This is a genomic window from Nocardiopsis sp. NPDC055879, assembly GCF_053615935.1.
Window position 1 is genome coordinate 1 of record NZ_JBSHCT010000018.1, and the last position, 26,997, is coordinate 26,997.

The following is a 26,997-nucleotide window of genomic DNA, read 5'->3' on the forward strand; positions in this document are numbered from 1 at the left end:
TCGAAGGTGCGGTTGTCGAGCGCCACCACCGACGCGGGCGGGACGGCGACCGTCTGCGTGCCGTTGTTGTCCTCGACCTCGACGGTGTCGCTCGCCGCGGCGGTGTCCTCGGTCTCTTCCTGACCGGTGGAACAGGAGGTCAGGGCCAGGGCGGACACCAGGGTGAGGGAGAGCGCCGCGAACGGACGGGGGACGGACTTCATGGAGGTCTCCTTACGAGTTCTTGATGTAGGGGAGCCTAACCTAACTTCAGTATCGAATGCTCAACGGAGTGCAGTTTTGAGACCTTCTCCTCACTTTGCACCGCTTTGACCTGTGCCTTCGTCGGAGAAGTTCGGGTAACTCGCGGGTAGCAAAGTACGATCCACCAAGAATCAGGGGTGCAGGTACCCCTCTTGTGTGACGTACGGGTGCCATGGATTCGCGCCCTCACACCGATTACCGTCGGAGGGCACCGGTCGACTCCGGCTCCACCAGGAAAAGAGCGGTCCCATGCAAGAAGGCACCACGGCACCGACGAAGAGCAGGAGGGGCAGCGACTTCTCGCGGCTCTCCCTGCGGGTTCGGGAAGCCGGACTCATGGAACGCACGCCCGCCTACTTCGCGATCCGGTTGACGCTCATCCTCCTGGCCTACGTCGGTGGATGGACCGCCTTCGTCCTCATCGGACCGTCATGGTGGCAACTGGTCACCGCCGTCGCCCTGGCGGTGGTGTTCGGCCAGGTGGGGCTGGTCTCCCACGAACTCGCGCACCGACAGATCTTCAACGGTCGTCGCCTCAGCGAGGGCGTGGGCCGACTCGTGGGGAACCTCGGGATCGGGTTGGGCTACGGGTGGTGGCAGGACAAGCACACCCGACACCACGCCAACCCCAACCACGAGGAATTCGACCCCGATGTGCAAGCGGACCTGTTCGTGTGGTCCGAGGACCAGGCGGAACAGGCCCGGGGTCTCCCGGCGTTCTTCGGCGGCTACCAGGCCTTCCTCTTCTACCCGGTCCTGCTGCTGGAGGCGCTCAACCTCCACTACGGGAGCGTGCGCGCGTTGCTGCGCCCCTCCACCAAGCACCGCGTTCTGGAGGGTGTGCTGCTGGGCGCCCACTTCGTGATCTATCTCGGAGTGGTCTTCGTGGTCCTCGACCCGCTACAGGCGGTCGCGTTCATCGCGATCCAACAGGGCCTGTTCGGGGTCTACCTCGGCTGCATCTTCGCGCCCAACCACAAGGGGATGCCGACCCTGAAGAAGGGCGAGAAACTCGACTTCCTGCGCAAGCAGGTGCTGACCTCGCGCAACATCCGGGGCGGGGCCTTCACCGACCTGGCGCTCGGTGGGCTCAACTACCAGATCGAGCACCACCTGTTCCCGAACATGCCCAGCCCGCACCTGGCGAAGGCACAGCCGATCGTGCGCGACTACTGCGCGGAGATCGGGATCCCGTACCACGAGACGGGGTTCGTCCGCTCGCACGCGGAGGCGATCACCCACCTGTACCGAGTGGGCGCCCCCCTGCGCGGGAGCGCCCCCACCTGAAGTCGAGGAACCCGGTTCAATCGTGTCGGTCGCGCTCTCGGGCGCGGGCCGACTCGGTGTGCGAGTCCGGTTCGGCGTCCGGCAGCGGCACCGCGCGCAGGATCTCGTTCGCCTCGTTGAACTCGGCGGCCGGCATGGCCCGCAGGGCGCTCACCATCTCCTCGTCCGCCCCCGCGTCCAGCGCGGCGTTCACCACCGTGTCCCGTGTCACCGGGAACCGTACGCCTTCCAGAACATTCCGGAGCCCCGCAAGGCCGCGTTCGACACCCATCACCGCCCCCAACGGTAGAAGGGCCCGGACGCGCCGCCCCGAGGAGCGGAATCGACCGGACCCGCACTGGCAGAGTGGGGCTACCCTGCGCCGTCACTGCTCAATCGCGTGTGTTCCCAGACCTGAGCCATGGTGTCGGCCGTGACCACCGACGCCGCGTGTTTCGCGAGTACGGAGAAGGTGCTCTCCTGGGATTCGCGCAGGTAGGAGGCGGTGGCGTCGGCGACCAGGAAGGTGCGGTAACCCGACTGGAAACCGTCGCGCACGGTGGCGTCCACGCAGCAGTCGGTGGTCAGCCCGCACACCGCCAACCAGGTGATCCCCCGTGAACGCAGTAGCGCGTCCAGGCCGGTTCCGTGGAAGGCCGAATAGCGTCGCTTGACCACCACGTCCTCCCCGCCGGCGGGGGAGACCCGGAACCAGTCCGCGCCGGGGGTCCCGGCCACGCAGGGCTCCAACGGAAGCCGCGTGGCGGTGGACGCGTCGAGCAGACCTCGGAGCCAGAGCGAGGACCACCAAGGGGACTCGGGATCCTGTTCCAGTCGCACCCAGACCACCCGCACGTCGGCCGCGCGAGCCCGTTCGACCAGCCAGGAGATCCGGGTGACGGCGTCCCACACCCGGGACCGTGCCTCCTCGTCCAACCAGGGGAGATGTTCGGGGTCGCCGAAGTCCCGCTGGACGTCCACGACCACCAACGCCGCCTCCTCCCGCGCCGACGGGACCGGGCGAGAGCGCCCGGACACGTCGACGACGTCGAGACTCACGCCGGCGCCCCCGCCGTGGACCGCAGCATCGGCATCACGCGTTCGCCGAACGCCGCGAGGTCCGCGTGGTAGTCGGGGAAGATCAGCATCAGACCGTCCAGCTCGGCCTCCTCGACCATCTCGTTGATCCTCTTGGCCACCGTGCCGGGCGACCCCGTCACGAAGGGGGTCTGGAAGGCCTCGTCCTCCGGGCGCTCGGCCGTCAGCGACAGTGCCTTGTCCGCGGGCAGCCCCCAGGAGCGCTTCATGTTGACGATGGCCTCGATGTCGGCGCCTCGGCCGTACTCACGGCGACGGGCCTCCGCGGCGGCGTCGGTGTCGTCCATGATCACGGTGAGCATCGAGTAGGTACGGATGGTGCGACCCAGGCGGGCCGCCCCGGCACGGACCCGCCGACACGCGTCCCGGAGCCCGGTCAGGTCGTGGGCGGTGAGGAACGACCCGTCGCAGTGCCGGGCCTGGAAGTCCAGCCCGGCCGGGGACCGACCGGCGGCGATGATGGTCGGCGGCGCGGTGGGGTGCGGCAGGGAACGGCAGTCCCTCAGGTCGAAGAACTCGCCGTCCAGGGTCACCGAGTCCTCGGTCCACAACCGGCGCAGCGCCGTGGCCCACTCCTCGGTGTACCGATAGCGGTCGGCGTGCTCCAGGTCCTCACGCCACAGCCCCATCTGCCGGAACTCGTCGGCGTAGGAACCGACGACGATGTTCATCCCGGCGCGTCCGCCGCTGATCTCCTGGAGGGTGGTGAACATCTTGGCGGCCAGGGCGGGGTGGAAGAGGTTGGTGTGGACGGTCGCCCACACCCCGACCCGTTCGGTGGCCTCGGCCAGCCCCGCCATCATCGTCATCGACTCCAGGGTGTGGTCCCAGTGCCCGGTGGCGCCACCGTAGCCGCGCCACTTGCCCATGGACATGACGAAGTCGAAGCCGTGCTCCTCGGCGAGGGTCGCGGAGCGGCGGTTGTAGGCGTAGGTCGCCTCCGGGTGGGGCGCCGTCTCGGACACGATCCAGCCGCCGCTGCCGATGGGCAGGAAGATCCCGTACTCGGTTCCGGGAGCCCTGAGATTCGTCATCGTGGTACCTCGGTTCCTCTCGGGTTCACTCGTCGCCGGGCCAGACGACCTCGGTGGCCACGTGGACCGCTTCCAGGTAACGGGGGTCGAACATGGGCTCCAGGTCCGGGACCGAGTCCAGTTCGCCGCTGTCCTTGAGGATCTCCACCTCGTCCTCGGTCATGCTGAGGTCGATGTAACCGTTGACCTGGTCGTCCGGGGTGGAGCCGCCCACGAGTTCGCGTTCGGTGTCCCACACCTTGAGGTTGTGCTCGGTGTCGTATCCGGCCTCGTCGAGCTCGGCGGCGTACCCGACGCACTCCTCGCCGTTCTCCGAGCAGTGGTCGAAGGCCCGGGCGACGGCGCGCAGGAAGTCCTCGACGACGGTGGGGTGCTCCTCGGCCCACTCGGGGTTCGTGGCCATCACCCCGAAGGAACCGACCACCCCGAAGTCCTCGGGCAACCACTCGGTGTACTTCTCGTCCATGGCGTCGAGCTGGTGCGGTTCGTTGGAACGGAAACCAGTGAGCGCCTGGACCTGGTCGCGCGGCAGCACGGAGGGGTCGTATCCGGCCTCGACCTGTTCGATGGTGTCGACGTCGACCCCGGCCTCGACCAGCATGGCCTCCACGGGTGCGGGCAGCATGCTCTGGTGGCCCAGGGTCTGGCCCTCCAGCTCGGTCAGGTCGTCCACGCCCTGTTGGGTGAGCAGGGTGGAGATGGGCACGTGCCCATAGGTGGCGATGCCCACCACCTCGTGGTCGCGCTCGTTGGCCTGGACGATCTCGGCCTCGTTGCTGGCGGGGGTGAACTGCGCGGTTCCGGCCGACACCAACTGGGCGTTGCCCATCACGTCGCCGTTGCCGGGTTGGATCTCCACGTCCAGGCAGAGCGTCTCGAACAGTCCCAGGGCGTCGGCCGCGATGACCTCCAGCTGGCTGACGGAGGCCTGGTAGTGGTATCCGGTGACGAAGGTGATCGTCCCGGCCCGCTGGTTGTCCATGCAGCGGTCGTCGTCGATGACGGCCGCGGCCGCGTCCTGTTCGGGTGCTTCCTGGCCGCAGGCCGAGGTCAGGAGTGCGCCGGTGAGGAGGGCCGCCGTGAGGCGTCCGGGGCGGATCGGATGGCTCGGGAGGGTCATGTAGGGGGTCTTCCGTTCTCTGTGGGGGGTCATCCGGAGGGATGTCGTCGGGACTCGTGCCAGAACAGCACCCGGCTTTCGATCGCCGTGACCAGCGCGAGCATGGTGAGTCCCATCGCCGCCAGGCAGGTGACGGCGGCGTAGACGAAGTCCAGGCGTGCGGTGGAGGCGGAGTTGCGGATCATGGTGCCGAGGCCTCCGGAGGAACCGGCGGCCACGAACTCGGCGACCACCGCGCCGACCACGGACAGCGGCAGGACGACTCGTAGGGCGGCCAGCGTGTAGGGCAGGCTGCCGGGGAGCCGTAGCCGGAGCAGGACCTCCCAACGGGAGGCGTTCAGTGTCTGAAAGACCTGCAACACGGTCGGGGAGACCGAACGCAGGCCGGTCGTCACGTTGATCAGGACCGGGAAGAACGTGATGATCGCGGTGACGATGACCTTGGGGGCCATCCCGAAGCCGAACGCGACCACCAGCGCGGGCGTGATCGCCACGACCGGGGTCACGTTGAGGACCACCGCGATCGGCATGAGGGCGCGGCGGACCACCGGGACCTCGGACATGACGACCGCGAGGACGAAGGCCGAGATCGCGCCCGCGGCCACACCGGTCAGCGCGATGCCCAGGGTGGACCAGGCGTTCCCGAGGAACAGTGCCGGGTTCTCCACCAGGGCCGTTCCGACCTCGCCCAGCCCCGGCAGGATGTAGGGGTGCGCCTCGGCCACCGCCGCCCACACCGCACCGAGGATCAGCAGGAGGACGGTCGTGGGCAGCCACACGAAGGGGTGGAACACGGAACGGGCGCGGGGGCGCCGTTCGGTCGTGTCCCGTGCGGGTTCCGGGGACGGGGAAGTGGAGGAGGGGCCGATCACCTCGGTGCTCATGACGCCACCGACTCCGTGGCGGTGATTCCGGAGCTCCAGGCGCCGTGCAAGGAGGCCCGGACCCGGCCCTCCACCTCACGCGTGCGCGAGGCCGAGACGACCTCCCGGTCTCGGGGGCGGGGCAGGTCGACGTCGAGGACCTCGTGGATGCGGCCGGGTCGGGCCGACATCACGATGACCCGGTCGGAGAGCACGACCGCCTCGTGCACGGAGTGCGTCACGAACACGACCGTGGTGGCCCGCCGCTGCCACAACTCCAGGAGCTGCATGCGCAGGGCCTCGCGGGTGAACTCGTCGAGGGCGGAGAAGGGTTCGTCCATCAGCAGCACGTCCGGGCGCAGGCCCAGGGCGCGGGCGATGGCCACCCGCTGGCTCATACCGCCGGAGAGCTGGTGCGGATAGCGGCGGGCGGAGTCCTCCAGCCCGACCGCGCGCAGCAGGTCGTCGGTGGACTCGGGTGGTGTTCCGCGTCGGCGGTTGACCATGGTGGGCAGGGCGATGTTCTGGCGGACGTTCAGCCAGGGCAGCAGGGCCGGGGTCTGGGGGACCAGGCCGATCGCCTTGCGTCGACACATCTCGCGGGGCGTACGGCCGAAGAGGGACACGTGGCCGTGGTCGGGGACGGTGAGCCCGGCGATCACCCGCAGCAGGGTGGATTTGCCGCAACCGCTGGGGCCGATGAGGCTGACGAAGCGGCGGTGCGGGATCTCCAGGTCGATGTCCTGGAGCGCGGGCCGGTCGGACGCTCCACCCCGGTAACGCTTGGTGAGGTGGCGTATCTCGATGTCATCGCTGGTCACAGTGCGTCCACCCGGGTGGGCGGAGCGTTCTTCATCTGGGCATGCGTTTCCATGCACCCTCCGGGGCGTGCTCGGGTAGGGGGTCCCAAGGACGTCAAGGGGAGTGCGGGCGGAAGCGCATGGGACGTCAGCGGCCCGCGGGGTCGTTGACCCGTCAAAGGTAGGAGTGCTTCATTGCCGTTCGGTGAACGGGTGGTCACGGACTGATATCGCGCGGAAGGTTTCCTTCATCATCGCCGACCAGAACCGTATGGATCCTTCTCTGTTCGAGGGCCGCGGACAACCAGCTTCCCTGGCTGAGGAGGTGGGAGAGATCCGGGCTCAGCGCGAGGATCAACGTCGCGTCAGGGAAGTGGGCGTCCCGTAACCAGATGAGTTTGAAGGCGTCCGCGATGACCTTGTTGCGATGCGCGGACTTGACGCGCCCGCCGGCGCGGGTGGCCTGGACCAGCACCCTGGGCGGGTCGCGGTCGGCCCCGTCGACGCCGACCCGGACGCCGTCGGGCAAGGTGAAGCGGCGTGGGGCCAGGGGCGTTCCACACTTGGCGGAGAGCGCCTCGATCATGTTCAGGACGGGCGGTGTGGGGTGGCCGGAGGGGGTCTGCGTCGGTTCTGTCATGAGTGGGACGGTAGTGCACGGAAAGCTTGCCGTGTCGCCCTTGTGCTCATGTGAATCGCCGGTGCCCGGGGTATGCCGGTAAGGGTCGTCGCCGCCCGGACCCTCAGTTCGCCCCGGGCCAGACCAACTCGGATCCCTCGTGGACCGCCTCCAGGTAACGGGTGTCGAAGAGGGGTCCCAGATCGGGGACCTCGTCGAGTTCGCCGTTGGCCAGCAGGGTCTGCGCCTCCCGTTCGGTCAGTTCGAGGTCCACGAAGCCCCGAGGCTCACCATCGGGGGTGGAGGAGGCCACGAGTTCGCGCTCGGTGTCCCACACCTTGAGGTTGTGCTCGGTGTCGTAGCCCGCCCGGTCCAGTTCGGCCGCGTACCCCACGCATGCCCCGGCGGCGTCCTGACAGTGGTCGAACGCGTGGCCGACGGCCCGGAGGAAGTCCTCGGTGGCGGTGGGGTTCTCCTCCGCCCAGACGGGGTCGGTCACCATCACCCCGAAGGAGCCGACCACCCCGAAGTCCTCGGGCATCCACTGGGTGTACTCCTTACCCAGGGCGTCGAGTCGATGCGGTTCGTTGGAACGGAAACCCGTGAGGGCCTGGACCTGGTCGCGCGGGAGCACGGAGGGGTCGTATCCGGCCTCGACCTGTTCGATGGTTTCGAGATCCACGCCGGCCTCGACCAGCATGGCCTCCACGGGTGCGGGCAGCATGCTCTGGTGGCCCAGGGTCCGCCCCTCCAGTTCGGTGAGGTCGTCGACGCCGGTCCCCGTGAGCAGCGTGGAGATCGGCACGTGCCCGTAGGTGGCGACGCCGATGACCTCGTGGTCGCGCGTGTCCGCCTGCAGGACCTCGGCCTCGTTGCTCATCGCGGTGAACCGAGCGGTCCCGGCGGACACCAGTTGGGCGTTGCCCATCAGGTCGCCGTTGCCGGGCTGGATCTCCACGTCCAGGCACAGGGCGTCGAAGTACCCGAGGGCATCGGCGGCGATGACCTCCAGCTGGGTGACGGAGGCCTGGTAGTGGTAGCCGGTGACGAAGGTGATCGGCCCGGACTCCCGGTTGACGTCGCACCGCTCCTGGTCGATGGCGACGGCCACCTCGGGGGTGTCGGCGTCCTCGCCGCAGGCCGTGGCGAGGAGGGCGGCGGCGGTCAGGACCGCGGCGGGTCCGAGGAGGCGGAACCGCTGCTGAGCGGGGACGGGCATCGGCTGGTTCTCTTTCGTTTCATCCACGGGTGGGGCGTCGGGAGTCGTGCCAGAACAGCAGGCGCTTCTCCACCAGGGTGACCAGGGTGAGCAGGAGCACGCCCATGGCCGCCAGGCAGGCGACCCCGGCGTAGACGTGGTCCAGGCGCGCGGTGGAGGCGGAGTTGCGGATCATGGTGCCGAGGCCGCCCGAGGAACCGGCGGCCACGAACTCGGCGACCACCGCTCCCACCAGGGACAACGGAACCACCACGCGCAGCGCGGCCAGCGTGTAGGGCAGGCTGCTCGGGACGCGCAGTCGCAACAGCACCTCCCAGCGGGAGGCGTTCAGGGTGCGAAAGACGTGCAGGACCGGGAGGGGCACCGAACGCAGGCCGGTGGCCACGTTGATCAGCACGGGGAAGAACGTGATGATCGCGGTGACGATGACCTTCGGCGCCATTCCGAACCCGAACGCGACCACCAGCGCCGGCGTGATCGCCACGACCGGGGTCACGTTCAGGACCACCGCGAACGGCATCACGGCCCGGCGCACCATCGGGATCTCCGACATCAGCAGGGCCAGCACGAACGCGCTGCCCGCGCCCACGCCCACGCCCACCAGGGCGATGCTCAGCGTCGCCCAGGCATTCTCCAGGAACAGCGGAGGGTCGCCGACCAGGGCGGATCCGACCTCGCCCAGCCCCGGCAGGATGTAGGGGTGCGCCTCGGCCACCGCGGACCAGGCCAGGCCGAGCACGACCAGGACCACGGTGGCGGGCAGCCACGTGGCGGGGTGCAGGACCGAACGTCGACGGGCGCCGCGCGCGGGCGCGGCGGGCGTGCCCTCCGGGACGGGTGGGACCGTGGCGTTCGGAACCGGGGTCGGAGGTGTCGAACCGAGGTCCCCGGTGCCGTCGGCCTCGTCGGTGACGCGGGTGGCGATGCCCGCCTCCTCTCTCACAGCGGAACGAGGTCGTCGGGGGCGGCGCCGGCCTTCCACGCGCTCTGCAACGAGGCGCGGACCCGGTCCTCCAGATCGTGCATGTGCGGCCCCTTCACGACCTTCCGGTCACGGGGGCGGGGCAGGTCGACGTCGAGGACCTCGTGGATACGACCGGGGCGGGCCGACATCACGACGATCCGGTCGGAGAGCACGACCGCCTCGCGGACGGAGTGCGTCACGAACACGACCGTGGTGGCCCGCTGCTGCCACAGGCCCAGGAGTTGGTACTGCAGGGCCTCGCGGGTGAACTCGTCGAGGGCGGAGAAGGGTTCGTCCATCAGCAGCACGTCAGGGCGCAGGCCCAGGGCCCGGGCCACGGCGACGCGTTGGAGCATGCCGCCGGAGAGTTCGTGCGGGTACTGGCCGGCGGCCTCCTCCAGCCCGACGGCGCGCAGCAGTTCGTCGGGGGAGTCGATCTCCGAACCGGCGCGGCGGTTGACCTTCCCCGGCAGGGCGATGTTCTGACGGACGGTGAGCCAGGGCAGCAGGGCCGGGGTCTGGGAGACCAGGCCGATGGCCTTGCGTCGGCTCGCCTGCTTCGGGCTCCGGCCGAGCAGGGAGACCTGTCCGGTGTCGGGGTGATCCAACCCGGCGAGGATGCGCAACAGGGTGGACTTGCCGCAGCCGCTGGGGCCGATGAGGCTGACGAACTGGCGGTGGGGGATCTCCAGGTCGATGTTCTGGAGCGCGGGGCGATCCGGGCGTGCGCCCGGGTGACTCTTGGTGAGGCCGCGCACCTCGATCCCGGCGGTCACCGTGGCTCCACGGCGGTCGGCCGGGCGCCCCCGGCCCGGGTGTGGTGTCGCACTGTGCACTCTCCAGGTGTTCGTCCTCGGCGGGTACGGACGGGCCGTAGGGCCCCTCATACCCGCCGGTAGGTCCCCACTTGAGTGACGATAGTTCACCGCGTTTTCTTCCGTACCGCCGCTGTGCCCTTGTTCACCTGGGGCGGCGGGGTGCGAAACCGGAGGTCGCCCGGCCGACGTGGCCGCGTTCGACCATCCCGGGCCGAGGTGGATCGAGGGTCCGACGAGTCACCCCCGGGCGGCCCGCAGCATCCGCAGCTGCCCGATCTCGGCGGCGTTCTTCATGAGTTCGGCGTTGACCCACCAGGCCGTGTCCGCCCGGGTCCGTCCCTCCGGCCAGGGGAAGGCCGTGGGAGCGTCCAGATCGATCCCTTCGAGGGCCTCGCGCCACTCCGCCCCCAACTCGCGCAGCCAGGGCACGGCCCGCTCCTCGCCCGGCCAGGTCACCTCGGTGCGTTCCCGTACCGGGCGTTCCAGGACGTGGTCGAGGGTGACCGACCACCACCAGCCGATGTGCCAGGTGATCCAGGCGATGGTCGGTACCGGGATCGGGTCGGGTTCGGTCTCGGCCCAGTCCGGGTGCCACCGACCGTCGGCTTGTCGGTGCACGGTCCAGCGGAGCGGAGCGGGCTCCCAGAGGTGGTCCTGCGGATCCAGGCGTTCCAGGTGGTACTCGAACAGCGCCCAGGTCATGTCGTACTGGTCGCGCAGCAGGTCACGTCGAGGATCAGGCATGCGCCCAACCTCTCACGCGGCTCCGAAGCGGGAAAGTTCTTTTCCCCGGGGCGGCCGAAGCACCGGGACCTACAATGTCGAGGGTGTTCGACAGAGTGAGGAAGTGGCTGGGAGAACACGTGGTGCTGGTCGACACGATCAGCGTCGCTCCCCTTCTGTTGCTGACCGCGAGCGCCCATCTCGGTGCCGGCGACGCGGATCCCTCGTCCGTCTACGCGGCCCTCGCGTTCGCGCTCCTGCTGCCCTTGGTGCTGCGGCGGACCCTCCCCATGACGGTGTTCACGGTCATCGCCGTCGTCGCCGCGGTGCAGATGCTCTCGCCGGTCGGGTTGATCGTCGCCGACCTCGCGCTCCTGGTGGCCCTGTACACCGTCGCGTCACTCAGTGATCCGGTCCGGGCGACCGTCGCGCTGGTGGTGGTCGAAGCCGGTCTCCTCGTGGCCCTCCTGCGGTCCGAGTACGTCGGTTGGGACGACTGGGACGCCTTCGCCCTGTACTCCTGTCTCATCCTGCTCTTCTGGGTGGTGGGGCTCTACACGAAGGTGCGGCGGCGCCACTTCGCAGGGCTGGAGGAACGGGCGCGGTGGCTGGAGCGGGAGCGGGACGCTCGCGCGCGGGTCGCGGTGGCCGAGGAACGCGAGCGCATCGCCCGCGAGATGCACGACGTCGTGGCGCACAACCTGAGCGTGATGGTGGTCCAGGCCGAGGGCGCGACGTACGCGATCGACCAGGACCCCGCGCGTGCCAAGAACGCCCTGGGGGCCGTCGCGGCGACCGGAAGGTCGGCTCTAGCGGAGGTCCGCGGGATACTCGGCGTCCTCCGAGAGGACGACGAGGAGGAGTACGTACCGCGGCTCGGCCTGGAGCAGGTGGCACAGGCGGTCGAACGGGTACGCGAAGCGGGCCTGCCGGTGGAGTACACCGTCGACGGACGCAGATGCGAACTGTCGACCGGGATGGAACTCGCCGCATACCGCGTGGTCCAGGAGGCCCTGACCAACACGCTCAGGCACGCCGGCCCCGACGTGGGCCGGGTCCTGGTGCGTGTGCGCTATGGCGAGGACGCCCTGGAGTTGAGCGTCCGCGACGACGGAGGGGGTGGTGAGCCCGCCGTCGCGGCGGTGGACGGCGACGGTGGTCACGGTCTGATCGGTATGGGCGAGCGGGTCTCGGTGTACGGCGGTAGCGTGCGCGCGGGGCCCCGCGCCGACGGAGGTTTCGAGGTGGTGGCGTCACTGCCGCTGCGTTCCGACACCGGGTGAGCCGAGAGGCAGAGAAGGAGAGCAGTGAACGCACCGGACGAGCAGCCCCGGGAGACGATCCGCGTCGTCCTGGTCGATGACCAGGAGTTGGTGCGGACGGGTTTCCAGATGGTCCTGGATTCCCAACCCGACATGCGGGTCGTGGGCCAGGCCGGGGACGGGGCTCAGACCCTGCGTCTGTTGGAGACCGTCGCGGCCGACGTCGTCGTCATGGACGTGCGGATGCCCCGCATGGACGGGGTGGAGGCCACCCGCCGGCTCCGTGCCACGGCCGGGGGCCCGCGGGTGCTGATGCTGACCACCTTCGACCTGGACGAGTACGTCTACGCGGCGCTGCGGGCCGGGGCGAGCGGATTCCTGCTCAAGGACGCGCCGTCCTCCGCCTTGTTGTCGGCGATCCGCTCCGTTCACTCCGGCGACGCCGTGGTCGCCCCCAGCGCCACGCGACGGCTCCTCGATCGGTTCGCCGACCACCTGCCCGGGGGAGAGGAGGACCGTCACGGGTCCCTGGACTCCCTCACGCCCCGCGAGCGGGAGGTTCTGGTGCTGATGGCCCGTGGGTACTCCAACTCCGAGATCGCCGGCCGACTGTACGTGTCCGAGACGACGGTCAAGACCCACGTGCGCCGGATCCTGACCAAACTCGACCTGCGTGACCGCGTCCAGAGCGTGGTCCTGGCCTACGAAGTCGGTCTGATCGAGCCTGGTGGAGGGGGACGGGTCAGTGGACGTCGCGTCGGTCCAGGAGAACCGCCGCACCGGCCACCAGCGCGACCGTGAGCGCGAGGGCCACGGCCACAAGGACGCCCAACGTGGGAAGGGCGACCGAGCCATCGTCGACGAAGGCGCCGGTCCCCACCTGGGTCACCCGGCTCACCAGGCCGTACGGCAGGAGCAGCGCCGGGGTCTCCAACCGGGTCAGTAGCAGGAGCGTGCCGACGGTCGCCCCCGCCAGCGCCACGGCGACGGGGGCCGCGAAGGACCGCATCAGCATGGACAGGCCGGACTGTAGGGCGGCCAGTGGGAGACAGGCCACGACGATCACCACACTGACCGCGAGGTATCGGGGCGGTAGGCCCCCGGGCAGGTCGAACACCAGCTTCCCGGCCACGATCACGCCGATCACCAGGACCATCTGAAGGGCCGCCGTCAACGCGGCCGTCACTGCCGTCTTGGCGACCACGATGTCCAGGCTGGAGGTGACGCGCCCCATCAGCGCGTTCCAGTTGCCGCCCTGGTGTTCGACCCGCCACACCAGGGCGGCGAGCACGGCCACCCCCGCGGCCAACGGAAACAGACCGTAGAAGACCACGATCCGCATCCACAGGGTGTGCCAACCGTCGCCCGGCGGCTGCCCGGAGACGAGGGTGTTGACCACGCCCGTGACCACGGCCATCAGTGGCAGGAACACCACCACGGCCCAGCTCAGCGAGCGTCGCAGTTTGACGAGTTCGGCACGGATCGTTCTCGTCATCGGGCCTCCTGTCGGTCGAACAGCCGGGTGAGGGCGAGAAACCCGGCCCCGCCCACCACACCCAGGACGATCACGCTCGGATGGTGCGGGTCGAGATCGACCACACCGACTTCGGTCAGGTCCACGGGTATGACCAGCCCGTAGTAGCTCCACGGGGGCAGCAGGTGGCCGATCCACGGGGGCAGTCCGGTTCCGGTCAGGGCCACGAACGTGCCCAGGACACCGACACCCAGGCTCACGAGCTGGTTGGGGACGCGTGCCGACAGCAGGATGTGCAAGGCGAGCAGCACCAGGTTGATCACCAGGACCGAGGCGGTGTGGCCCAGCCACTGCCCCGTGGGGAAGTCGACGGAGATACCGACCGACCAACCGAGGGCGGCCACCAGCGCGCTCTGTGTCAGTGTCGCTCCGGCCACCAGTGAACCCGTGGCGACGAACTTGGCGCGGCACAACCCGCCCGCGGTCACCCCCGAGGTCTGGGAGAGGAACCAGCCGTTGCCCTGGTGCTCGATGTCGACCTGCCGTCCGGCCACGATCGCCAAGAGGAGGGGCGAGATCAGGGCCACCGCCAACGCCGGCCCTCCGAGCAGCCACTGCCAGGGGCGCGCGTGGGGATCGTCGACCGCGTCCAGGAGACCGGGGGCGGTGAACGTCAACGAGGAGAAAGCGACCACGCCGACGACCATGACGGCGAGCACGGGCAGGGTGCGCAGGCGTCGCATCTTGGCGAACTCGGCCACCACGACTCGACCGGTCACAGACCCCGCCCCCCGGTCAGATCCATGAACACGTCCTCCAGGGACTGTTCCTCCCGCCGCACTCCGTGGACGGGGATCCGTTCGTGGACCAGCCGATCCACCAAATATGCGGTGGCGGCGTGGTCGAGTCCGGGGACGCGCACGCGGTCTCCGTCTCGGACCGCGTTCCATCGGCCGGCCAGGGTGGTCGCGCGCTCTGGTTCCGGGGTGTCGACGAGTACGTCGGGGGTGGAACGGGAGAACAGTTGCTCCCGGGTCCCTTGGAAGAGCATGCGTCCGCCGGCCAGGATCCCCAGGACGCTCGCGGTCCGATCGATCTCGCCCAGGAGGTGGCTGGAGACCATCACGGTGATCCCCCGTTCGGTCAGCCGGGTGAGCAGGTCCCGCACCTCCTCGATCCCGGCGGGGTCGAGACCGTTGGTGGGTTCGTCGAGGATCAGCACGCGCGGCTCTCGGGCCAACGCCATGGCGATGCCCAGGCGCTGTCGCATCCCGAGGGAGTACTCGCGCACACGCTTGTCGAGGTGGTCCTGTAGGCGGACGGTTTGTACTGCTCGCTGGACCTGTCCCTGGTCCAGGTCCAGCAGGTGTCGCACCAGCCGCATGTTCTCGGCGCCTGTGAGGTGGCCGTAGGCCGGTGGGGCCTCGATCAGCGAACCGATCTCGCCCAGGAGTTCACGGCGGGTCGAACGTCGCATCGGGCGGCCCAGGACGTGGACCTCGCCGGCGGTGGGGCGCACCAGCGACAGCAGCATCTTCATCGTGGTCGACTTCCCGGAACCGTTGGGTCCCAGGAAGCCGTAGACACAGCCCTGCGGCACACGCAGGTGCAGATCGTGGACGACCGTCCGCTTTCCGTAGGTCTTCTTCAGGTCATGGGTGATGATCGCGTTGGACACGGTCGCAGTGTGGTTCTCCGACCGGGTCGAAGTCGTCTACCCGTGGGAGGAGACCACCGTCGTCCTCAAGGAGGACCTTGGGGGTGCGACCGCCTGGTCAAGCCCTGGCGTGGCTTTTGAGCCGGCGAGCAGGCAGACGGATGTCGGGGAGCCCCGAGGTGGGCTTAATTGCGCTTAGTGCCCCCTCGACGTCGGAGCGTCATAGCCGTCAGTATTATTCGTTTTTGGTGTGGAAAGGGCGGTGGATGCCCGGGCCGGCTTGATGGCCTCGGCCACCGGCCTGATCACCTTCCTGCTCTCCGGCAACCCCCAAGGATCCCCCTGTGTTCGAAGCCGGTAAGAAAACCGTCACCGTCTCACGCCTGTTCATCGTCTCGACCGCGTTGGTGACCTTGACGGTGATCTGTGCTCTGGTCGTCGTGGTCGTCAATCTGTGGCCCGAAGACAACGCCACGGAGATTGCTGAATCGGCCACTACGCCCACTCCCTCTCCAGAGGCATCCACCGTTCCCGATGAGAACGCAAGCATGTGCGGCCTGCCGGGAGGAGACCACACCACGATCGACAGCCCACCCGAAGTCGAGTGGGAGTTCGTGGGGACCATGCACGCGCCCACCTCGGCGGATGTCGGCCCCGGACAGATCACCGATAGCGGTTTTCGCCAGTGTTACGCCCACTCGCCGGAAGGGGCATTGATGGCCGCCGCCAACGTCATGGCGATGGGTACCGACCCCCTGCTGGTCCAAGAACTGAACGAGGAACAGGTCGCCGAAGGCCCAGGCCGTGATCTGGTCCTGGAAGACCTGGAGAACAACGCTCCCGAGTCGGACGCCGACATCCGGTTGACCATCGTGGGATACAACCTCAAGGGCTATGCGCCCAACGCATCTCGGATCGACCTGGCGGTCGAAGGCAGCAACGGCGTCTTCGCCTCGGTGACCACCGATCTGCGTTGGGAGGCCGGCGATTGGAAGGTCGCGCTCAGCGACTCCGGACAGCCCGTCATCCCGGTGACCCAGATCGCCGACGCTTCCGGCTATCACCCTTGGAAGGCAGAGGGCTGACATCCTGCTCACGGAGTCAGAAGGCGGTCCCTGAGGGCAGGCGCTAGAGTCCGGTGTTCCGACAAGCGCCGGGCTCCCTACCGATGATCTTGCTCGCAGCGCCATGTTGGGCGCCCAAATGGGCGCTACGAGCAAGATCATCGGAACCCAGGGGCCGGCGATCTGACCTAGGAGCGCCCGTGGAGACGACCCGGCTGGTGACGGTGAACGACGCGGAGGAACTGACCGCGTTGCTGGTCCGCAACCGGAGGTTCCTCGCTCCCTGGGAGCCGTTGCACGACGACGACCACTTCACCCTTCCCGTGCAGCGCGCACTCTTGGGGAGCGCCCTCGCCGACCATGGGAACGGACGGCGCCTACCGCTCGTGATCGTCGACGATGGGCGTATCGTCGGCAGGCTCAACCTGAGCGGGATCACCCGCGGGGGACTGCAATCGGCCGCCATCGGCTACTGGGTGGCGGCCGACAGCAACGGGCGCGGCATCGCCACCAAGGCGGTCACCGAAGCGGTCGAACGGGCCTTCGGCGAGCTGAACCTGCACCGACTCCAGGCCGAGACGCTCCCGGAGAACACCGCGTCCCAACGCGTGCTGGAGCGCAACGGCTTCACCCGGTTCGGTGTCGCCCCGGATTACCTGCGCATCGCCGGGAAGTGGCGCGACCACCACCTCTTCCACCGGATCAACCGGGACTGGCGGCCCTGAGACTCACCGGTCCTCTCGGGCGGCCGGTTCCTCCTCGGCGATGGCCCGGAACCCGGCGATCAGGGAACGCAGTCCGAACTCGAACCCCGTTCCACCGAACAGGATCCCCCCTTCGGCCAGGGCCCACTGAAGGGTCTCGGAGTTCCGGTAGGCCGCCTCGATCTCCTGACCCCGGTCGCTCATCGGGTCGCCCACCCCCTCCGCGAAGGCGGACTGCACGGCGACGGTGGCCGCCCCGCGCACGTAGGCGTCCAAGGTGTCGATCATGTCCAGCCGGGCCTGCGCGCCCAGGTCGGTGCCATCGAAGATCCGCAGTGCCGAGTCCAGCCAGGTCAGCATGGACGGGCCGTACTCGCGCACGGACAGGCGCAACTCCAGCACCCACGGATCCTCCCGGAAGGTCACCCAGTCCTTTCGGGCCCACGCCTGAAGCTTCTCGAACCAGGTGCCGGGGTGTTCGTGGGGGAGTCCGTCCCGGGCCACCACCGTGTCCAGGATCAGGGACTCCAGGGCCTGGCGCCCCTTGACGTAGGTGTACAGGGTCCCGGGAGCCACCCCCAGACGTTCGCCGAGGGCGCGCATGGTGAGCGCGCTCAGTCCGTCGGCCTTCACCAACTCGATGGAGGTGTCCACGATGAGCTCGGTGGACAAGCGTCGACGGGGCCCGGGGGTGCGTCGACCCGGGCCCTCGGGCCCCCGGGCCGGTTCCGTTCCAGGTGTCATGACCATCAGCCCAATCTAGCGCCGCGTCGGCCAAGGACCGCCTCGTCACGGGTGGACCCCGACCGACGCGGCACCGGTCACCCCCCGACGGTGACCCGCGTCGGCGCCTTTCGGGAGGTGAGGTGGCGCAGCAGCCGCTCGAAGGGTCCCTGCACTCCCCGGCGCTCCATCAGCGTGGCGATCACCACCGTGAACAGCCACAACGCGATGGCGTACAGCGCCATCGTGGAGTTGGTGAACCAGCCGCCCAGCCCCAGACCCCAGGCGGACAGCATCGGCGCCATGATGATCGAGTGGGTCAGGTAGCCGCTCAGCGAACGCTTGCCCAGGGCCGCCACGGAGGTGATGACCACCGGGGGCCGGCCCCGGCGCTCCAACCGGGTGGAGATCAGGACGAACAGCGCGGCGTAGCCCAGGCCCTGAGCCAGACCGCTGGTCCAGACCATCCCGCCGAAGACGGCGCTGGAGAGCCCGTAGAAGGGTGCGACCTCGAAGGCGCCCACGTGGTGCAGGGCCGCCGGGAGCGACCCGGACAGACCCAGGGTGATACCGAAGAGGGCGGTGTTGCGCAGCAGCCGGTGGTGGCGCTCGGGTTCCTCGATGACGCGGTTCCGAGCCGCCCAGAACCCGATGAGCATCGCGGTGGGCAGCACCACGCCGAACGAGTTGATGAAGAGCAGCGACACCCACGACATCAGCCGGACCACCATCGAGGCCAGGTAGTTCTCCTCGCCGCTGCCGTTGAGCCCGCCGAACTCGTCCGGTGGCGTCGCCATGGTGGGACCGGACGGGTCCACCACCAGGAGCGTGACCAGGGTGGCGACCGCCAGGACGAACACCGACGACAGCAGGGTGACGCCGACGATGATCCCGCCGCGCAGCCGCCGTTCGCTTCCGCCGAGGAACAGGGAGCACAGGACCAGGCCGATGATCCCGTAGGCGGCCAGCACCTCCGAGCCCAGGAACAGGGACGCGTGCACGAACCCGAACAGGAGCAGCCACCGGTTGCGGCTCCGGATGACGGCGTGCGCCTCCGAGTTCGAGGCGCCGCGGGCCAAGCGGCCGTTGAGGGCCTGCACGAGCCCGTACCCGACGAGGAAGGCGAAGAGCGGGTAGGAGCGCACGTCCAGCAGCGCGATCATCAGGAACTGGGTGACGCTGTCCGCCGCCGTGGTGGGGTCGGGGAAGTTGACGGATCCTTCGTGGGTGCCCCCGTAGAGGAAGAGCGCCGTGTTCGACAGCACGATCATCAGCAGCATCGAGCCCCGGGCGAAGTCCGGCGCCAGTAGTCGTTTCTTGGTGGCGGTTCCTGCCGCGCTACCCACTGTCATCCCGGTCCCCCGACTCTCGCATGTATCTTTGAACGCTGTTCAGGATTATAGGTCGGTGGATGGAACACCTTCAAGACCATCGGCGTGACCGCATGCGGACAAGCGAAAGGGGCCCGGGTGGATCACCACCCGGGCCCCACGGTCCTCTCTCCTACAACAGGAAGACGCTCAGGAGCATGATCGTCGCGAAGGCCGCCAGGCCCTCGATGGCCGTCGCCACCGTGAGGGTCCGGTAGGCGGTCGCCACCGGGATGCGGCTGAGCTGCGAGACGACCCAGAAGTAGGAGTCGTTGGCGTGCGAGACCACCATCGCGCCCGCGCCCACCGCGAGCACGGACAGCACCATGCCCATCGTGGAGTCCAGGCCCAGCGAACCGAGCATGGGGGCGAGCAGCGCCGAGGTGCTGACGATCGCCACCGTGGACGAACCCTGCGCGGTCTTGAGCGCCGCAGCGATCAGGAACGGCACGGCCAGGCCGATGCCCAGGCCACTGAGGTTGTCCGCGAGGAAGTCGGTCAGCGGGGAGGCGGCCAGCACCGCACCGAAGGCCGCGCCGGCACCGGTGATCAGCAGGATCGGGGCGGCGATGGTCACCGAGTCGTTGATCTGCTCGTTGAAGCTCGTCAGCTTCCCGTTGCCGCGCAGTAGCGTCAACGCGGCGGCCAAGCCGATGATCAGCGCGATCACCGGGGTGCTCAGGAAGGAGGCCACCTCGAACAGGGTGCCGCCGCCGAGCGGCTGCGAGGGGAGCTTGACGAACGAACCGAAGCAGATCAGGAGCAGCGGCAGCAGGATCGGCAGGAACGCGAGGAAGGCGTTCGGCAGCTTGCCGTAGCTCTCACGCAGCTCGTCGTAGGAGCGGGTGTCGATCTCCTCCTCGCTGGAGGCGGGGATCGGGGTGAACTCCTTGCGGGCGAAGGTGCTCGCGTAGATCAGACCGGCGATCGCGGCCACGGCCGCCACCGGAAGACCGAGGGCGATGATCAGCCCGAGACTGTCGGTGACGCCGATGTTCTCCGCGGCGGCCAGCGGACCCGGGGTCGGCGGCACCAGCGTGTGCGTGGCGTACAGACCGGTCATCAGCGCGATCGAGGTGGCCAGCGCGGAGACCCCGGTGCGCACGGTGATGGCCTTGCGCAGCGAGTTCAGGATGACGTAACCGGAGTCGCAGAACACCGGGATGGAGACGATGTAACCGATCAGGGACATCGTCAGGTTCGGGAACCGGGTGCCGATCACCTTGATCAACGCCTCGGCCATCGCGATCGCGGCGCCGGAGCGCTCCAGGATCACACCGATCATGGTGCCGAACAGGATGACCAGGCCGATGTTGCCGAGCGTGCCGCCGAACGCCTCCGTCACCGTCGTGACGATGTCCGCCAGCGGCAGACGGAAGGCGAAGGCACCGAGGATGGCGGCGCCCATCAGGGCGAGGAAGGGGCTGACCTTCCAACGAGCGGTGACGAGCACGATGCCCGCCACCAGGAGAACGAGGATGAGGAGATCGGTCACGGTCGTGGTTCCTTAGTGGTGCCCGGCACGGGTCGCACGGTGCTCGGGGGTCCGGGGTGGGTGAGGAGACGACAGCACTGGTAGGCCGTCGAGGTGATCTCCGGGAGGGCCTCGTCCCGCATTTCCTCCAGCGTCCGGGGGCCCGGAGCGATGGAGAGGGCCGCGGTGACCCCTGAACGGCGGAGCTCGTCCGCCGTGACCGACACGCTGCCCGCGATCACCACGACGGGCACGTGGGCGGGGGTGAGTCGGCGCACCGCGTCGACCACCTTCCCGCCGAGGGACTGACTGTCGAACCGGCCCTCACCGGTCAGGACCAGGTCGGCCGCGCCCAGCAGCCGTTCGGCGTCGAGCACCTCGGCCACCATCCGAGAACCCGGGAGGAGTTCGGCGCCCAGGATCGAGGAAAGGGTCGCGGGCATACCGCCGGCGGCGCCCATGCCTTCCACGTCTCGCAGGCACGAGCCGGTGACATCGGCCAGCACGTCGGCCAGCCGGCCGAGCCCGGCGTCGAGCACCTCGACGTCCTCCGGGCCGGCGCCCTTCTGCGGTCCGAAGACGGCGGCGGCGCCCCGTTCTCCGACCAGCGGGTTGGTGACGTCGCAGGCGATCCGCCACCGGACCTCGCGGGCGCGCGGGTCGAGCCCGGACAGGTCCACGTCGGCCAGGTTCTGGAGGTGGCCGCCCCCGTCGGGGAGTTCAGAGCCCTCAGCGTCCAGGAAGCGCGCCCCGAGTGCGCCGAGCATGCCGGTGCCGCCGTCGGTGGACGCGGAACCGCCGATGCACAGCAGGATCTCCTCGACCTCGCGGTCGAGGAGTTCGGTGGCCAGGCGGCCCACGCCCCGGCTGCTCGCCTCGCGCGGTCGGAGCTCGACGTCGGAGACACCGGGCAGGCCGTTGGCCTCCGCCGCCTCGATCACGCCGGTCCGGCCGTCGTCGGAGACGCCGAATCGGGCGCGGGTGGGGCGACCGAGCGCGTCGGTGGTCTCCACCGTGAGGGCGTCGGTGCCCCAGGCGCCGAGCAGGGCGTCGAGGGTGCCTTCGCCGCCGTCGGCGAAGGGCAGGGTGTGGACGGTCACGGCCAGGTCCTGCTCGGCGAACGCCTCACGGGCACCTTGGGCCATGGCCTCGGCCACCTCGACGGCGGACGCACTGCCCTTGAACGAGTCGGGGATCACCGCGACGCGTGCGACGGCCGACTCGTCATGTTCGTGCAACTCCTTGGACATGACGCAGATCATAGAATCCCGTTCGGTGCATTTCGACGGCGTAGCGCCCAGTCTTCCTGCGCCTTTGTTCGGGGTCTATGTGCTAAATGCCCAGTGCCGTCTCCGCGTAGAGACACATGTGCAGTGTGGTCAGGTGATCCGGGCGACGGATGTCCAACCCCGTCGTGGTCCGGATCCGCTCCACTCGTTGCAGCAGGGTGTTGCGGTGGACGTACATCGTGTCGGCGGCCTCGCGCATGGAGGCGGAGGACGCCATGGCCTCGACCGTGCGGCGCTGGCCCTTCGTCAGTGGGGTGGCCGTCGCGGCCATCCGGGTCAGGGAACGGCGGGGCAGGTGGGCCACCGCCACCGCGACCTCCCGGGACCAGCTTTCGGGCTCCTCCAGGCTCGGGAGTAGGGCGGCGTACCGGCACAGTGCCCGGGATTCCTCGGCGTAGGACAGGAGGGTCTCGACGTCGTCGGTCAACGGGGTCTGTGTGTGGCGGCTGTTGGAGGACAGTCCCAGACCGTTCGGTGCCGGCGTGCGGCCCGAACCGATCACCCACAGGGCGCCGTGCAGTACCGCGGCTCGTCGGGATCCTTTGCCGTTCACCCTGGTCACGGCGGTCTCGGCCGGTGATGGTGGGGAGGCGCCGCCGTCCTGCCGTGGGGTGTGCGCCGTCCACAGGGCCAGCGACCACGGTGGTTTGAGCCCGGCGGCCATGAGGCGGGCCAGGGCGTCTTCGCCGCGGGTGGTGCCGGAGCTCAAGGACGCGATGAGGTCCCGGGCCTCGGTGTGCCGCCGGCTCACCGCGTCCTGTTCGAGCTCCTGGGCGATGAGGAGTTGGACGGTCAGCGCGACCACCCGGGCCAGGGGTTCGACTTCGTGCGGGCTGCCGGTCACCCCCACCACGCCGCGTAGCTCTCCGTTGATGAAGAGGGGTTCGTTGGCGCCGGGACGGTCGGAGGTGTCGGGTTCGGGCGTGGTGACCAGGACCCTGCGCCGCTCGGAGATGGCACGTTGGGCGCCCCGATGCAGGCTGCCCACGCGGGAGGGGTCGAGGCAGGCGATGATCGTCCCGTGCTCGTCCATCACGTTGATGTTGTGGCTGATCGTGGGTGCGATGAGGTCGACCACCCGCTGGGCGAGCTCGCTGCTCAGGGGTGCCCGTCGCCGGTCTTCGGGCATGCCTCAAGGGTATTGGTGCCGGTCAGGGGACGGGAGGAATCGACCCCCGAACTCCTGGAGGCCGACCCCCAAAGGCACCGCGGCCACCCGCCCGGATCACCGGCCCCGTACACGCTCTTCCCTCGGCGGGGCGCGGGGCCTCGGTCCCGCGGGGGTCGTACGTACGAGAGGTCGACGTCAGGCGGGCCAGGGAAGGCGAAGGCGATGGCGCTCGGGTTCCGAGCCGGAGCGAATCCGTTGCTCCGTCGGCGTTGGCAGGACATCGGGAACCCTCCGCGCTGCGGTACAGTTGTCTGCGGTTGTGGTCTGGCCAAGGATCCAGGACCACGGTCACGGGCCTCTAGCTCAATCGGCAGAGCAACGGACTTTTAATCCGTGGGTTCGGGGTTCGATCCCCCGGGGGCTCACCAGCAAAACCCCAGGTCAGTGCGTATTCAACGTGCTCTCGACCTGGGGTTTTCGCGCGTCCGGGAGCCGGTTTTCGCTCCATGCGCGCTCCCCAGTCTCGCCTATGACTCCGCCTCGCCGAGTATCTCGCTCCGCGAGCCTCGGACAGCCCCAGTTCCGCGTCTCCCAGGAGCGGCGCTCCGCCTCCGGCCTCGACCTATGTGGTCGGTACCCCAGAGCCGTAGTGTGGGAGGCAGCGTGGTGAAGGAGCTACTGGCTGCGCGACTACCCGTCGCGCCACGCGTCGGTGGCACAGGCGACCTCGAAGTGCCACCACCCGTCCTCTTGGCCGCGGACGAGCAACGCCTTGAGTCCGCCAAAGTCTGCATCGGCGGGCACGGTGAAGGCGACCAGCGGGAATTCCTCGCTGAAGACCTCACCACCCAGACCAAACGGTGACAGCAGCTCGTGCACAGCCCGAGCGCTTCGCCCCAGCGGGCCGGAGGGGACGGGCAGGACCCGGATGGTGCAGTTACCCGATGCCTCAACCCGCTCCCTCGCCCAGTGGAGGCCATCGGCGTCCGTCACGAACCGCACGATCTCGCCCTCGGCCACTCCGTCCTGCAAGAAGGGGACGTTCTCCAGGCGGGCGGTATCGCAGCTCAGTCGCGTGGCCCACAACCCCTCAGTGTCATGAGGAAGCCAGCCTTCTCGCGGCACGAACCGGTACCACACCTTGATCCGACCGTTCTCAGCAGTGGTGGTCTCGGGTGGGGGCATGGAAGTCATGGTCCAAATGATCGCGCACTCACCCTGAAGCATCGAACGCAAGTACGTCTGCTCTTGAGTCCGGAAAATGCTCCGAGCGGTCCCCGGCGTGTTCGCTCCGTCAGGCGCGGCGTTGTTCGGCCTTCACGTCGCCCAGGAAGGTCTCCCACGCCGCCGGGGTGAAGCTGAGGTGCCCGAGCTCCCTGTTCTGGGTGTCGCGCACAAGCACGGTCTCTCCCTCCGAGACCTCGACGCACTCCGCACCGCTGCTACCGCTGTAGGAACTCTTGTGCCAAGTACGGTGGCTCATGATTCTCCCGCTCGTCGCAAATCTCGGATGAGGTCCAGGCTGTCGTGGGGGGACAGGGCCTCTCCTTGAAGTCTCCCGTAGACGCTGACGGCCCTACGAATCAGGTCCTGCTCCGACTCGTCGATCAGTACCTCGTCGAAGGCGTGCTCCGCAGCCACGAGCGTCTGCATCTCGAGCACCATCACTCGGAAGCCGCCAGCGAGCCCCGGCTGGTTGGGCGCGTTACGAGGTAGCACCTGGCACTGGATCCACCGCTTCTCCATCAGAGCCGCGATGTGATCCAACTGCGCGGACATGACCGATGGGCCGCCTACGCCACGGCGGAGGACCGACTCCTCCAAGACGACGCATACTATCGGCCGTTCAACTCGGTTGAATATTTTCTGCCTGCGTATGCGCTGTTCAACGAGCATTTCGATCTTGACTTCGTCCGCTTGGGGCAGATCCGCCACGAACAGGGCACGCGCGTATTCGGCTGTCTGGAGGAGTCCAGGCACGAGCACGGGGTTGTAGAAGCGCAGTTCCAGAGCGTCCTTCTCAAGGTCGACCGTCTTTCGGAAACCGGTGGGGACAAGCCCTTCGCCCCGGCACTTGTCCCAGGAGAGCATGAGCTTCCCCTCGGCTCCGAGTGTGTCGTCGATGGCTTCGGCGTGGTCCTGCTGCGGCGCCATCTTGCCGTTCTCGATGTAGGAGAGGGACGACTCGGACAAACCCACCTTGGGCGATAGGTCCTTGAGGGTAAGCCTTGTCGCTTTCCTCCACTTACGCACGTCAGAGCCGTATTTCTCCCAAGCGGGGCTGATCCTTTTCAGGCCCATTCGTGCTCCTATTGGTGGTTTCAACGGCTCCTTGAGAGGAGCTTCGGCAGGAAATCAACCAGGATTCGATCCCCTCCAAGTTCTACAACGAACTTGAGGAAAGAGTGAAGAGTATAGACACACTCGAACCACTCGCATCAAGGTCGTCATCATGACGAATCCACTGGTCACCTAAACGTGGCACCACGCGAAGGACCACGGGAGCCCAGAGGAGAAACACCTTGGAAGTGGTTGAAGTGGCTGTCCGCGAACTGCTCGCAGCAACAGTGCCGCCGTTGCCCAAACGACTGTCCGGCTACTCAACCGGTGAGCTGAGGAAGACGCGGGGACGCCGTCACGCCTCGGTGTTCAGCTCATCCACGAAGCTCTGTGTCTCCGGGGCACGGCGTTGGGTGCGTCTGGTCACCGGCCTACCCCGACACGAGGCCTCCGGGTTGGAGATCGTCGTGAGCGAACTCGTGACCAACGCGCTCGATCACAGCGCGTCCGGAGAACCGGGGGGACTCGTCACCGTTCGGATCGCGTTCCTCGACGTCTCCCGCATTCGGATCGCCGTCACCGACTCCGGTCCCAAGGTGTTCGGCGGGCCCGGTTTCCCCGACTGGAGCGGGAACTGCCCGAACGCTGAGCACGGCCGGGGGCTGACCTTGGTGCAGGCGTTCAGCCGACGGACCGGGGTCATAGGCGTCAGGGGCGAACCCCTGACCGTCTGGGCGGTCATCGACCGCGCTGACCTTCGCCGCTGGTGAAACACGAGCCCCTGAGAATCCCCGCCTCGGTACACCTCACGATCCGGCGCGGCGGTGCGGTGAAGCCGCCCCCGTAAGCGGTGAGCGCTCCTCCCCTTTGCAAAGCGCGCCCCGCACCGCCGCGCCCACCAGCCACAACGACCCGGAAGGACCCTGGTGAGTGCCCCAACCCTCGACGACACCGACCGAGTGACCGGCGAGCTGATCGACACCTACTTGCCCATTGCGCAGGAGGCCGACCACAGGATCAATCCCCGCCGGTGGCGGCTCGCGGACTACTCCGCTGCTGAGCAGGGCAGCGTGTTCCGCTCCTACGAAGACGCGCTCCAGTGGATGGACTCCTCCGCTTCGATCATCCGAGGGTGCATCCGCATCGCGAACGCCCTCGGCCGCCACGAGGAGTCCTGGCAGTACGCCGAGTCCACACAGTCCTTCTTCCGCGTTCGCAAGGACTTCCGGTCTTGGAGGATCTCGCACGAGGTCGCGGAGGAGTCCGCCCGCGGGTGCGGTCCCACCGCACACGCTCGGATGCTCGCCGGTCTGGGTGAGTGCCACATCTGGTTGGAGGACATCGGCGTCGCCGAGGCCTACCTCCAGCGGGCGCGAGCCCTCTGGATCAAGGGGCGCCACGTCTTGGGGGAGGCCTCCTGCCTGGAAGCCCTGTGCATGGTGGAGATGAAGAAGGGCAACCCGTCCAAGGCCCGCGAGCACGCCTCCATGGCCCGGGACATGTTCTCCGGGCAAGCACGGGAGCGGGGCGTGGTTCTCGCGACGCGTCGCGTCGGTGAGACCTACCTCGCCGAACAGGACCACCATCAGGCGCTCAAGTCGTTGGAGCACGCTTACGACTGGTTCCGCGTCACCGGCGACGTCTACCAACAGGTCCGCACGGGCCGGAGCCTGGTGACCGCTCTTCGAGGAATCAGACGGCCCAACGAGGCTCAACTCGTACTCCAGGACATCGTCGGTCTGGCCGAGTCGATCGGAGCCCACGCCGACGTCGAAGAGCTCTCCCGCATGACGAAGCCGGTCACGGCAGGAGCCTGAACGCC

General features: G+C 68.5%; 29 protein-coding genes, 1 tRNA gene and 1 pseudogene. 8 read left to right on the plus strand and 23 right to left on the minus strand.

Going from position 1 to position 26,997, the window contains the following annotated elements:
* Positions 1 to 203, minus strand: a pseudogene (locus ACWGKS_RS20980) (iron ABC transporter substrate-binding protein); the annotation flags it as partial.
* A 376-nt stretch (positions 204 to 579) separates the two neighbouring features.
* Here ACWGKS_RS20980 and ACWGKS_RS20985 point away from each other — a divergent pair.
* Positions 580 to 1,530, plus strand: a complete 951-nt coding sequence (locus tag ACWGKS_RS20985; RefSeq protein WP_358509907.1) for a fatty acid desaturase family protein — start codon at positions 580 to 582, stop codon at positions 1,528 to 1,530.
* Positions 1,531 to 1,546: 16 nt separating this feature from the next.
* Here ACWGKS_RS20985 and ACWGKS_RS20990 read toward each other — a convergent pair whose 3' ends face one another.
* The 11 genes from ACWGKS_RS20990 to ACWGKS_RS21040 all read right to left on the minus strand — a co-directional run bounded on the left by ACWGKS_RS20990 (position 1,547) and on the right by ACWGKS_RS21040 (position 10,788).
* Positions 1,547 to 1,801, minus strand: a complete 255-nt coding sequence (locus ACWGKS_RS20990) for a DUF2795 domain-containing protein (protein ID WP_358509904.1) — start codon at positions 1,799 to 1,801, stop codon at positions 1,547 to 1,549.
* 80 nt (positions 1,802 to 1,881) lie between these two features.
* Complete coding sequence (locus ACWGKS_RS20995; protein WP_358509748.1) at positions 1,882 to 2,568, minus strand: cysteine hydrolase family protein; 687 nt, start codon at positions 2,566 to 2,568, stop codon at positions 1,882 to 1,884.
* Complete coding sequence (locus ACWGKS_RS21000; RefSeq protein WP_358509745.1) at positions 2,565 to 3,641, minus strand: LLM class flavin-dependent oxidoreductase; 1,077 nt, start codon at positions 3,639 to 3,641, stop codon at positions 2,565 to 2,567. Before ACWGKS_RS21000 ends, ACWGKS_RS20995 begins: the two co-directional genes overlap by 4 nt.
* A 25-nt stretch (positions 3,642 to 3,666) precedes the next feature.
* The gene (locus ACWGKS_RS21005; RefSeq protein WP_358509743.1) at positions 3,667 to 4,761 is read right to left on the minus strand and encodes an ABC transporter substrate-binding protein; all 1,095 of its coding nucleotides are present in this window, start codon (positions 4,759 to 4,761) and stop codon (positions 3,667 to 3,669) included.
* Between the two features lie 29 nt (positions 4,762 to 4,790).
* Positions 4,791 to 5,645 (minus strand): ABC transporter permease, encoded by an 855-nt coding sequence (locus ACWGKS_RS21010; RefSeq protein ID WP_358509741.1) that lies wholly within the window; start codon positions 5,643 to 5,645, stop codon positions 4,791 to 4,793.
* Positions 5,642 to 6,445: an ABC transporter ATP-binding protein gene (locus tag ACWGKS_RS21015; protein WP_358509738.1), complete on the minus strand. Its 804-nt coding sequence runs from the start codon at positions 6,443 to 6,445 to the stop codon at positions 5,642 to 5,644. Before ACWGKS_RS21015 ends, ACWGKS_RS21010 begins: the two co-directional genes overlap by 4 nt.
* A gap of 196 nt (positions 6,446 to 6,641) precedes the next feature.
* Positions 6,642 to 7,064: a hypothetical protein gene (locus ACWGKS_RS21020; RefSeq protein WP_358509736.1), complete on the minus strand. Its 423-nt coding sequence runs from the start codon at positions 7,062 to 7,064 to the stop codon at positions 6,642 to 6,644.
* Between the two features lie 103 nt (positions 7,065 to 7,167).
* Positions 7,168 to 8,262, minus strand: coding sequence for an ABC transporter substrate-binding protein (locus ACWGKS_RS21025; RefSeq protein ID WP_358509733.1), 1,095 nt, complete (start codon positions 8,260 to 8,262; stop codon positions 7,168 to 7,170).
* 19 nt (positions 8,263 to 8,281) lie between these two features.
* On the minus strand, positions 8,282 to 9,205 hold the full coding sequence (locus ACWGKS_RS21030; protein ID WP_358509730.1) for an ABC transporter permease: 924 nt from the start codon (positions 9,203 to 9,205) through the stop codon (positions 8,282 to 8,284).
* Positions 9,202 to 10,002, minus strand: coding sequence for an ABC transporter ATP-binding protein (locus ACWGKS_RS21035; RefSeq protein ID WP_358509727.1), 801 nt, complete (start codon positions 10,000 to 10,002; stop codon positions 9,202 to 9,204). Before ACWGKS_RS21035 ends, ACWGKS_RS21030 begins: the two co-directional genes overlap by 4 nt.
* A 279-nt stretch (positions 10,003 to 10,281) precedes the next feature.
* Positions 10,282 to 10,788 carry a DinB family protein gene (locus ACWGKS_RS21040; RefSeq protein WP_358509724.1) on the minus strand — a complete coding sequence of 169 codons (507 nt, stop codon included), beginning with the start codon at positions 10,786 to 10,788 and terminating at the stop codon, positions 10,282 to 10,284.
* A gap of 83 nt (positions 10,789 to 10,871) precedes the next feature.
* Between ACWGKS_RS21040 and ACWGKS_RS21045 the strand changes: the two genes are divergently transcribed.
* Together ACWGKS_RS21045 and ACWGKS_RS21050 are read left to right on the plus strand one after the other, a co-directional pair.
* Positions 10,872 to 12,050, plus strand: a complete 1,179-nt coding sequence (locus ACWGKS_RS21045; protein ID WP_452523608.1) for a sensor histidine kinase — start codon at positions 10,872 to 10,874, stop codon at positions 12,048 to 12,050.
* 24 nt (positions 12,051 to 12,074) lie between these two features.
* Complete coding sequence (locus ACWGKS_RS21050; protein WP_358507257.1) at positions 12,075 to 12,830, plus strand: response regulator transcription factor; 756 nt, start codon at positions 12,075 to 12,077, stop codon at positions 12,828 to 12,830.
* Here the strand turns inward: ACWGKS_RS21050 and ACWGKS_RS21055 are convergent.
* Genes ACWGKS_RS21055 through ACWGKS_RS21065 form a run of 3 tightly spaced genes read right to left on the minus strand, consistent with a single transcriptional unit; the run spans position 12,772 to position 15,181 of the window.
* Positions 12,772 to 13,524, minus strand: a complete 753-nt coding sequence (locus tag ACWGKS_RS21055) for an ABC transporter permease (RefSeq protein ID WP_358507255.1) — start codon at positions 13,522 to 13,524, stop codon at positions 12,772 to 12,774. The two genes, ACWGKS_RS21050 and ACWGKS_RS21055, sit on opposite strands and share 59 nt — an antisense overlap.
* Positions 13,521 to 14,282: an ABC transporter permease gene (locus tag ACWGKS_RS21060; protein ID WP_452523611.1), complete on the minus strand. Its 762-nt coding sequence runs from the start codon at positions 14,280 to 14,282 to the stop codon at positions 13,521 to 13,523. Before ACWGKS_RS21060 ends, ACWGKS_RS21055 begins: the two co-directional genes overlap by 4 nt.
* Positions 14,279 to 15,181 carry an ABC transporter ATP-binding protein gene (locus tag ACWGKS_RS21065; RefSeq protein WP_358507251.1) on the minus strand — a complete coding sequence of 301 codons (903 nt, stop codon included), beginning with the start codon at positions 15,179 to 15,181 and terminating at the stop codon, positions 14,279 to 14,281. The genes ACWGKS_RS21060 and ACWGKS_RS21065 overlap by 4 nt, the downstream gene beginning before the upstream one ends.
* Positions 15,182 to 15,504: 323 nt before the next feature.
* On the opposite strand from ACWGKS_RS21065, the gene ACWGKS_RS21070 reads away from it, so the two are divergent.
* On the plus strand, positions 15,505 to 16,245 hold the full coding sequence (locus ACWGKS_RS21070; RefSeq protein WP_358507250.1) for a hypothetical protein: 741 nt from the start codon (positions 15,505 to 15,507) through the stop codon (positions 16,243 to 16,245).
* A 179-nt stretch (positions 16,246 to 16,424) separates the two neighbouring features.
* Positions 16,425 to 16,949 carry a GNAT family N-acetyltransferase gene (locus tag ACWGKS_RS21075; RefSeq protein WP_358507249.1) on the plus strand — a complete coding sequence of 175 codons (525 nt, stop codon included), beginning with the start codon at positions 16,425 to 16,427 and terminating at the stop codon, positions 16,947 to 16,949.
* Between the two features lie 3 nt (positions 16,950 to 16,952).
* On the opposite strand, the gene ACWGKS_RS21080 is transcribed toward ACWGKS_RS21075, so the two are convergent.
* The 5 genes from ACWGKS_RS21080 to ACWGKS_RS21100 all read right to left on the minus strand — a co-directional run bounded on the left by ACWGKS_RS21080 (position 16,953) and on the right by ACWGKS_RS21100 (position 22,913).
* On the minus strand, positions 16,953 to 17,678 hold the full coding sequence (locus ACWGKS_RS21080; protein WP_452523614.1) for a TetR/AcrR family transcriptional regulator: 726 nt from the start codon (positions 17,676 to 17,678) through the stop codon (positions 16,953 to 16,955).
* A 71-nt stretch (positions 17,679 to 17,749) separates the two neighbouring features.
* Entirely contained in the window at positions 17,750 to 19,003 is a 1,254-nt protein-coding gene (locus ACWGKS_RS21085; RefSeq protein ID WP_358507246.1) for a DUF418 domain-containing protein, read from the minus strand.
* Positions 19,004 to 19,154: 151 nt separating this feature from the next.
* Positions 19,155 to 20,516 carry a GntP family permease gene (locus tag ACWGKS_RS21090; protein WP_358507245.1) on the minus strand — a complete coding sequence of 454 codons (1,362 nt, stop codon included), beginning with the start codon at positions 20,514 to 20,516 and terminating at the stop codon, positions 19,155 to 19,157.
* On the minus strand, positions 20,513 to 21,757 hold the full coding sequence (locus ACWGKS_RS21095) for a glycerate kinase (RefSeq protein WP_358507242.1): 1,245 nt from the start codon (positions 21,755 to 21,757) through the stop codon (positions 20,513 to 20,515). Before ACWGKS_RS21095 ends, ACWGKS_RS21090 begins: the two co-directional genes overlap by 4 nt.
* A gap of 70 nt (positions 21,758 to 21,827) precedes the next feature.
* On the minus strand, positions 21,828 to 22,913 hold the full coding sequence (locus ACWGKS_RS21100) for a CdaR family transcriptional regulator (protein WP_358507240.1): 1,086 nt from the start codon (positions 22,911 to 22,913) through the stop codon (positions 21,828 to 21,830).
* A 334-nt stretch (positions 22,914 to 23,247) separates the two neighbouring features.
* Here ACWGKS_RS21100 and ACWGKS_RS21105 point away from each other — a divergent pair.
* A tRNA-Lys gene (locus tag ACWGKS_RS21105) sits at positions 23,248 to 23,323 on the plus strand.
* 262 nt (positions 23,324 to 23,585) lie between these two features.
* Here ACWGKS_RS21105 and ACWGKS_RS21110 read toward each other — a convergent pair.
* The 3 genes from ACWGKS_RS21110 to ACWGKS_RS21120 form a co-directional block, all read right to left on the minus strand.
* Positions 23,586 to 24,089 carry a DUF4265 domain-containing protein gene (locus ACWGKS_RS21110; RefSeq protein WP_452523617.1) on the minus strand — a complete coding sequence of 168 codons (504 nt, stop codon included), beginning with the start codon at positions 24,087 to 24,089 and terminating at the stop codon, positions 23,586 to 23,588.
* 100 nt (positions 24,090 to 24,189) lie between these two features.
* Entirely contained in the window at positions 24,190 to 24,378 is a 189-nt protein-coding gene (locus tag ACWGKS_RS21115; protein WP_452523619.1) for a DUF397 domain-containing protein, read from the minus strand.
* Positions 24,375 to 25,196, minus strand: a complete 822-nt coding sequence (locus tag ACWGKS_RS21120; protein ID WP_452523621.1) for a helix-turn-helix domain-containing protein — start codon at positions 25,194 to 25,196, stop codon at positions 24,375 to 24,377. The genes ACWGKS_RS21115 and ACWGKS_RS21120 overlap by 4 nt, the downstream gene beginning before the upstream one ends.
* A 227-nt stretch (positions 25,197 to 25,423) precedes the next feature.
* On the opposite strand from ACWGKS_RS21120, the gene ACWGKS_RS21125 reads away from it, so the two are divergent.
* Positions 25,424 to 25,945 (plus strand): ATP-binding protein, encoded by a 522-nt coding sequence (locus tag ACWGKS_RS21125; protein ID WP_452523695.1) that lies wholly within the window; start codon positions 25,424 to 25,426, stop codon positions 25,943 to 25,945.
* Positions 25,946 to 26,101: 156 nt separating this feature from the next.
* Positions 26,102 to 26,992, plus strand: a complete 891-nt coding sequence (locus tag ACWGKS_RS21130; RefSeq protein ID WP_452523623.1) for a tetratricopeptide repeat protein — start codon at positions 26,102 to 26,104, stop codon at positions 26,990 to 26,992.
* Positions 26,993 to 26,997 lie beyond the last annotated feature (5 nt).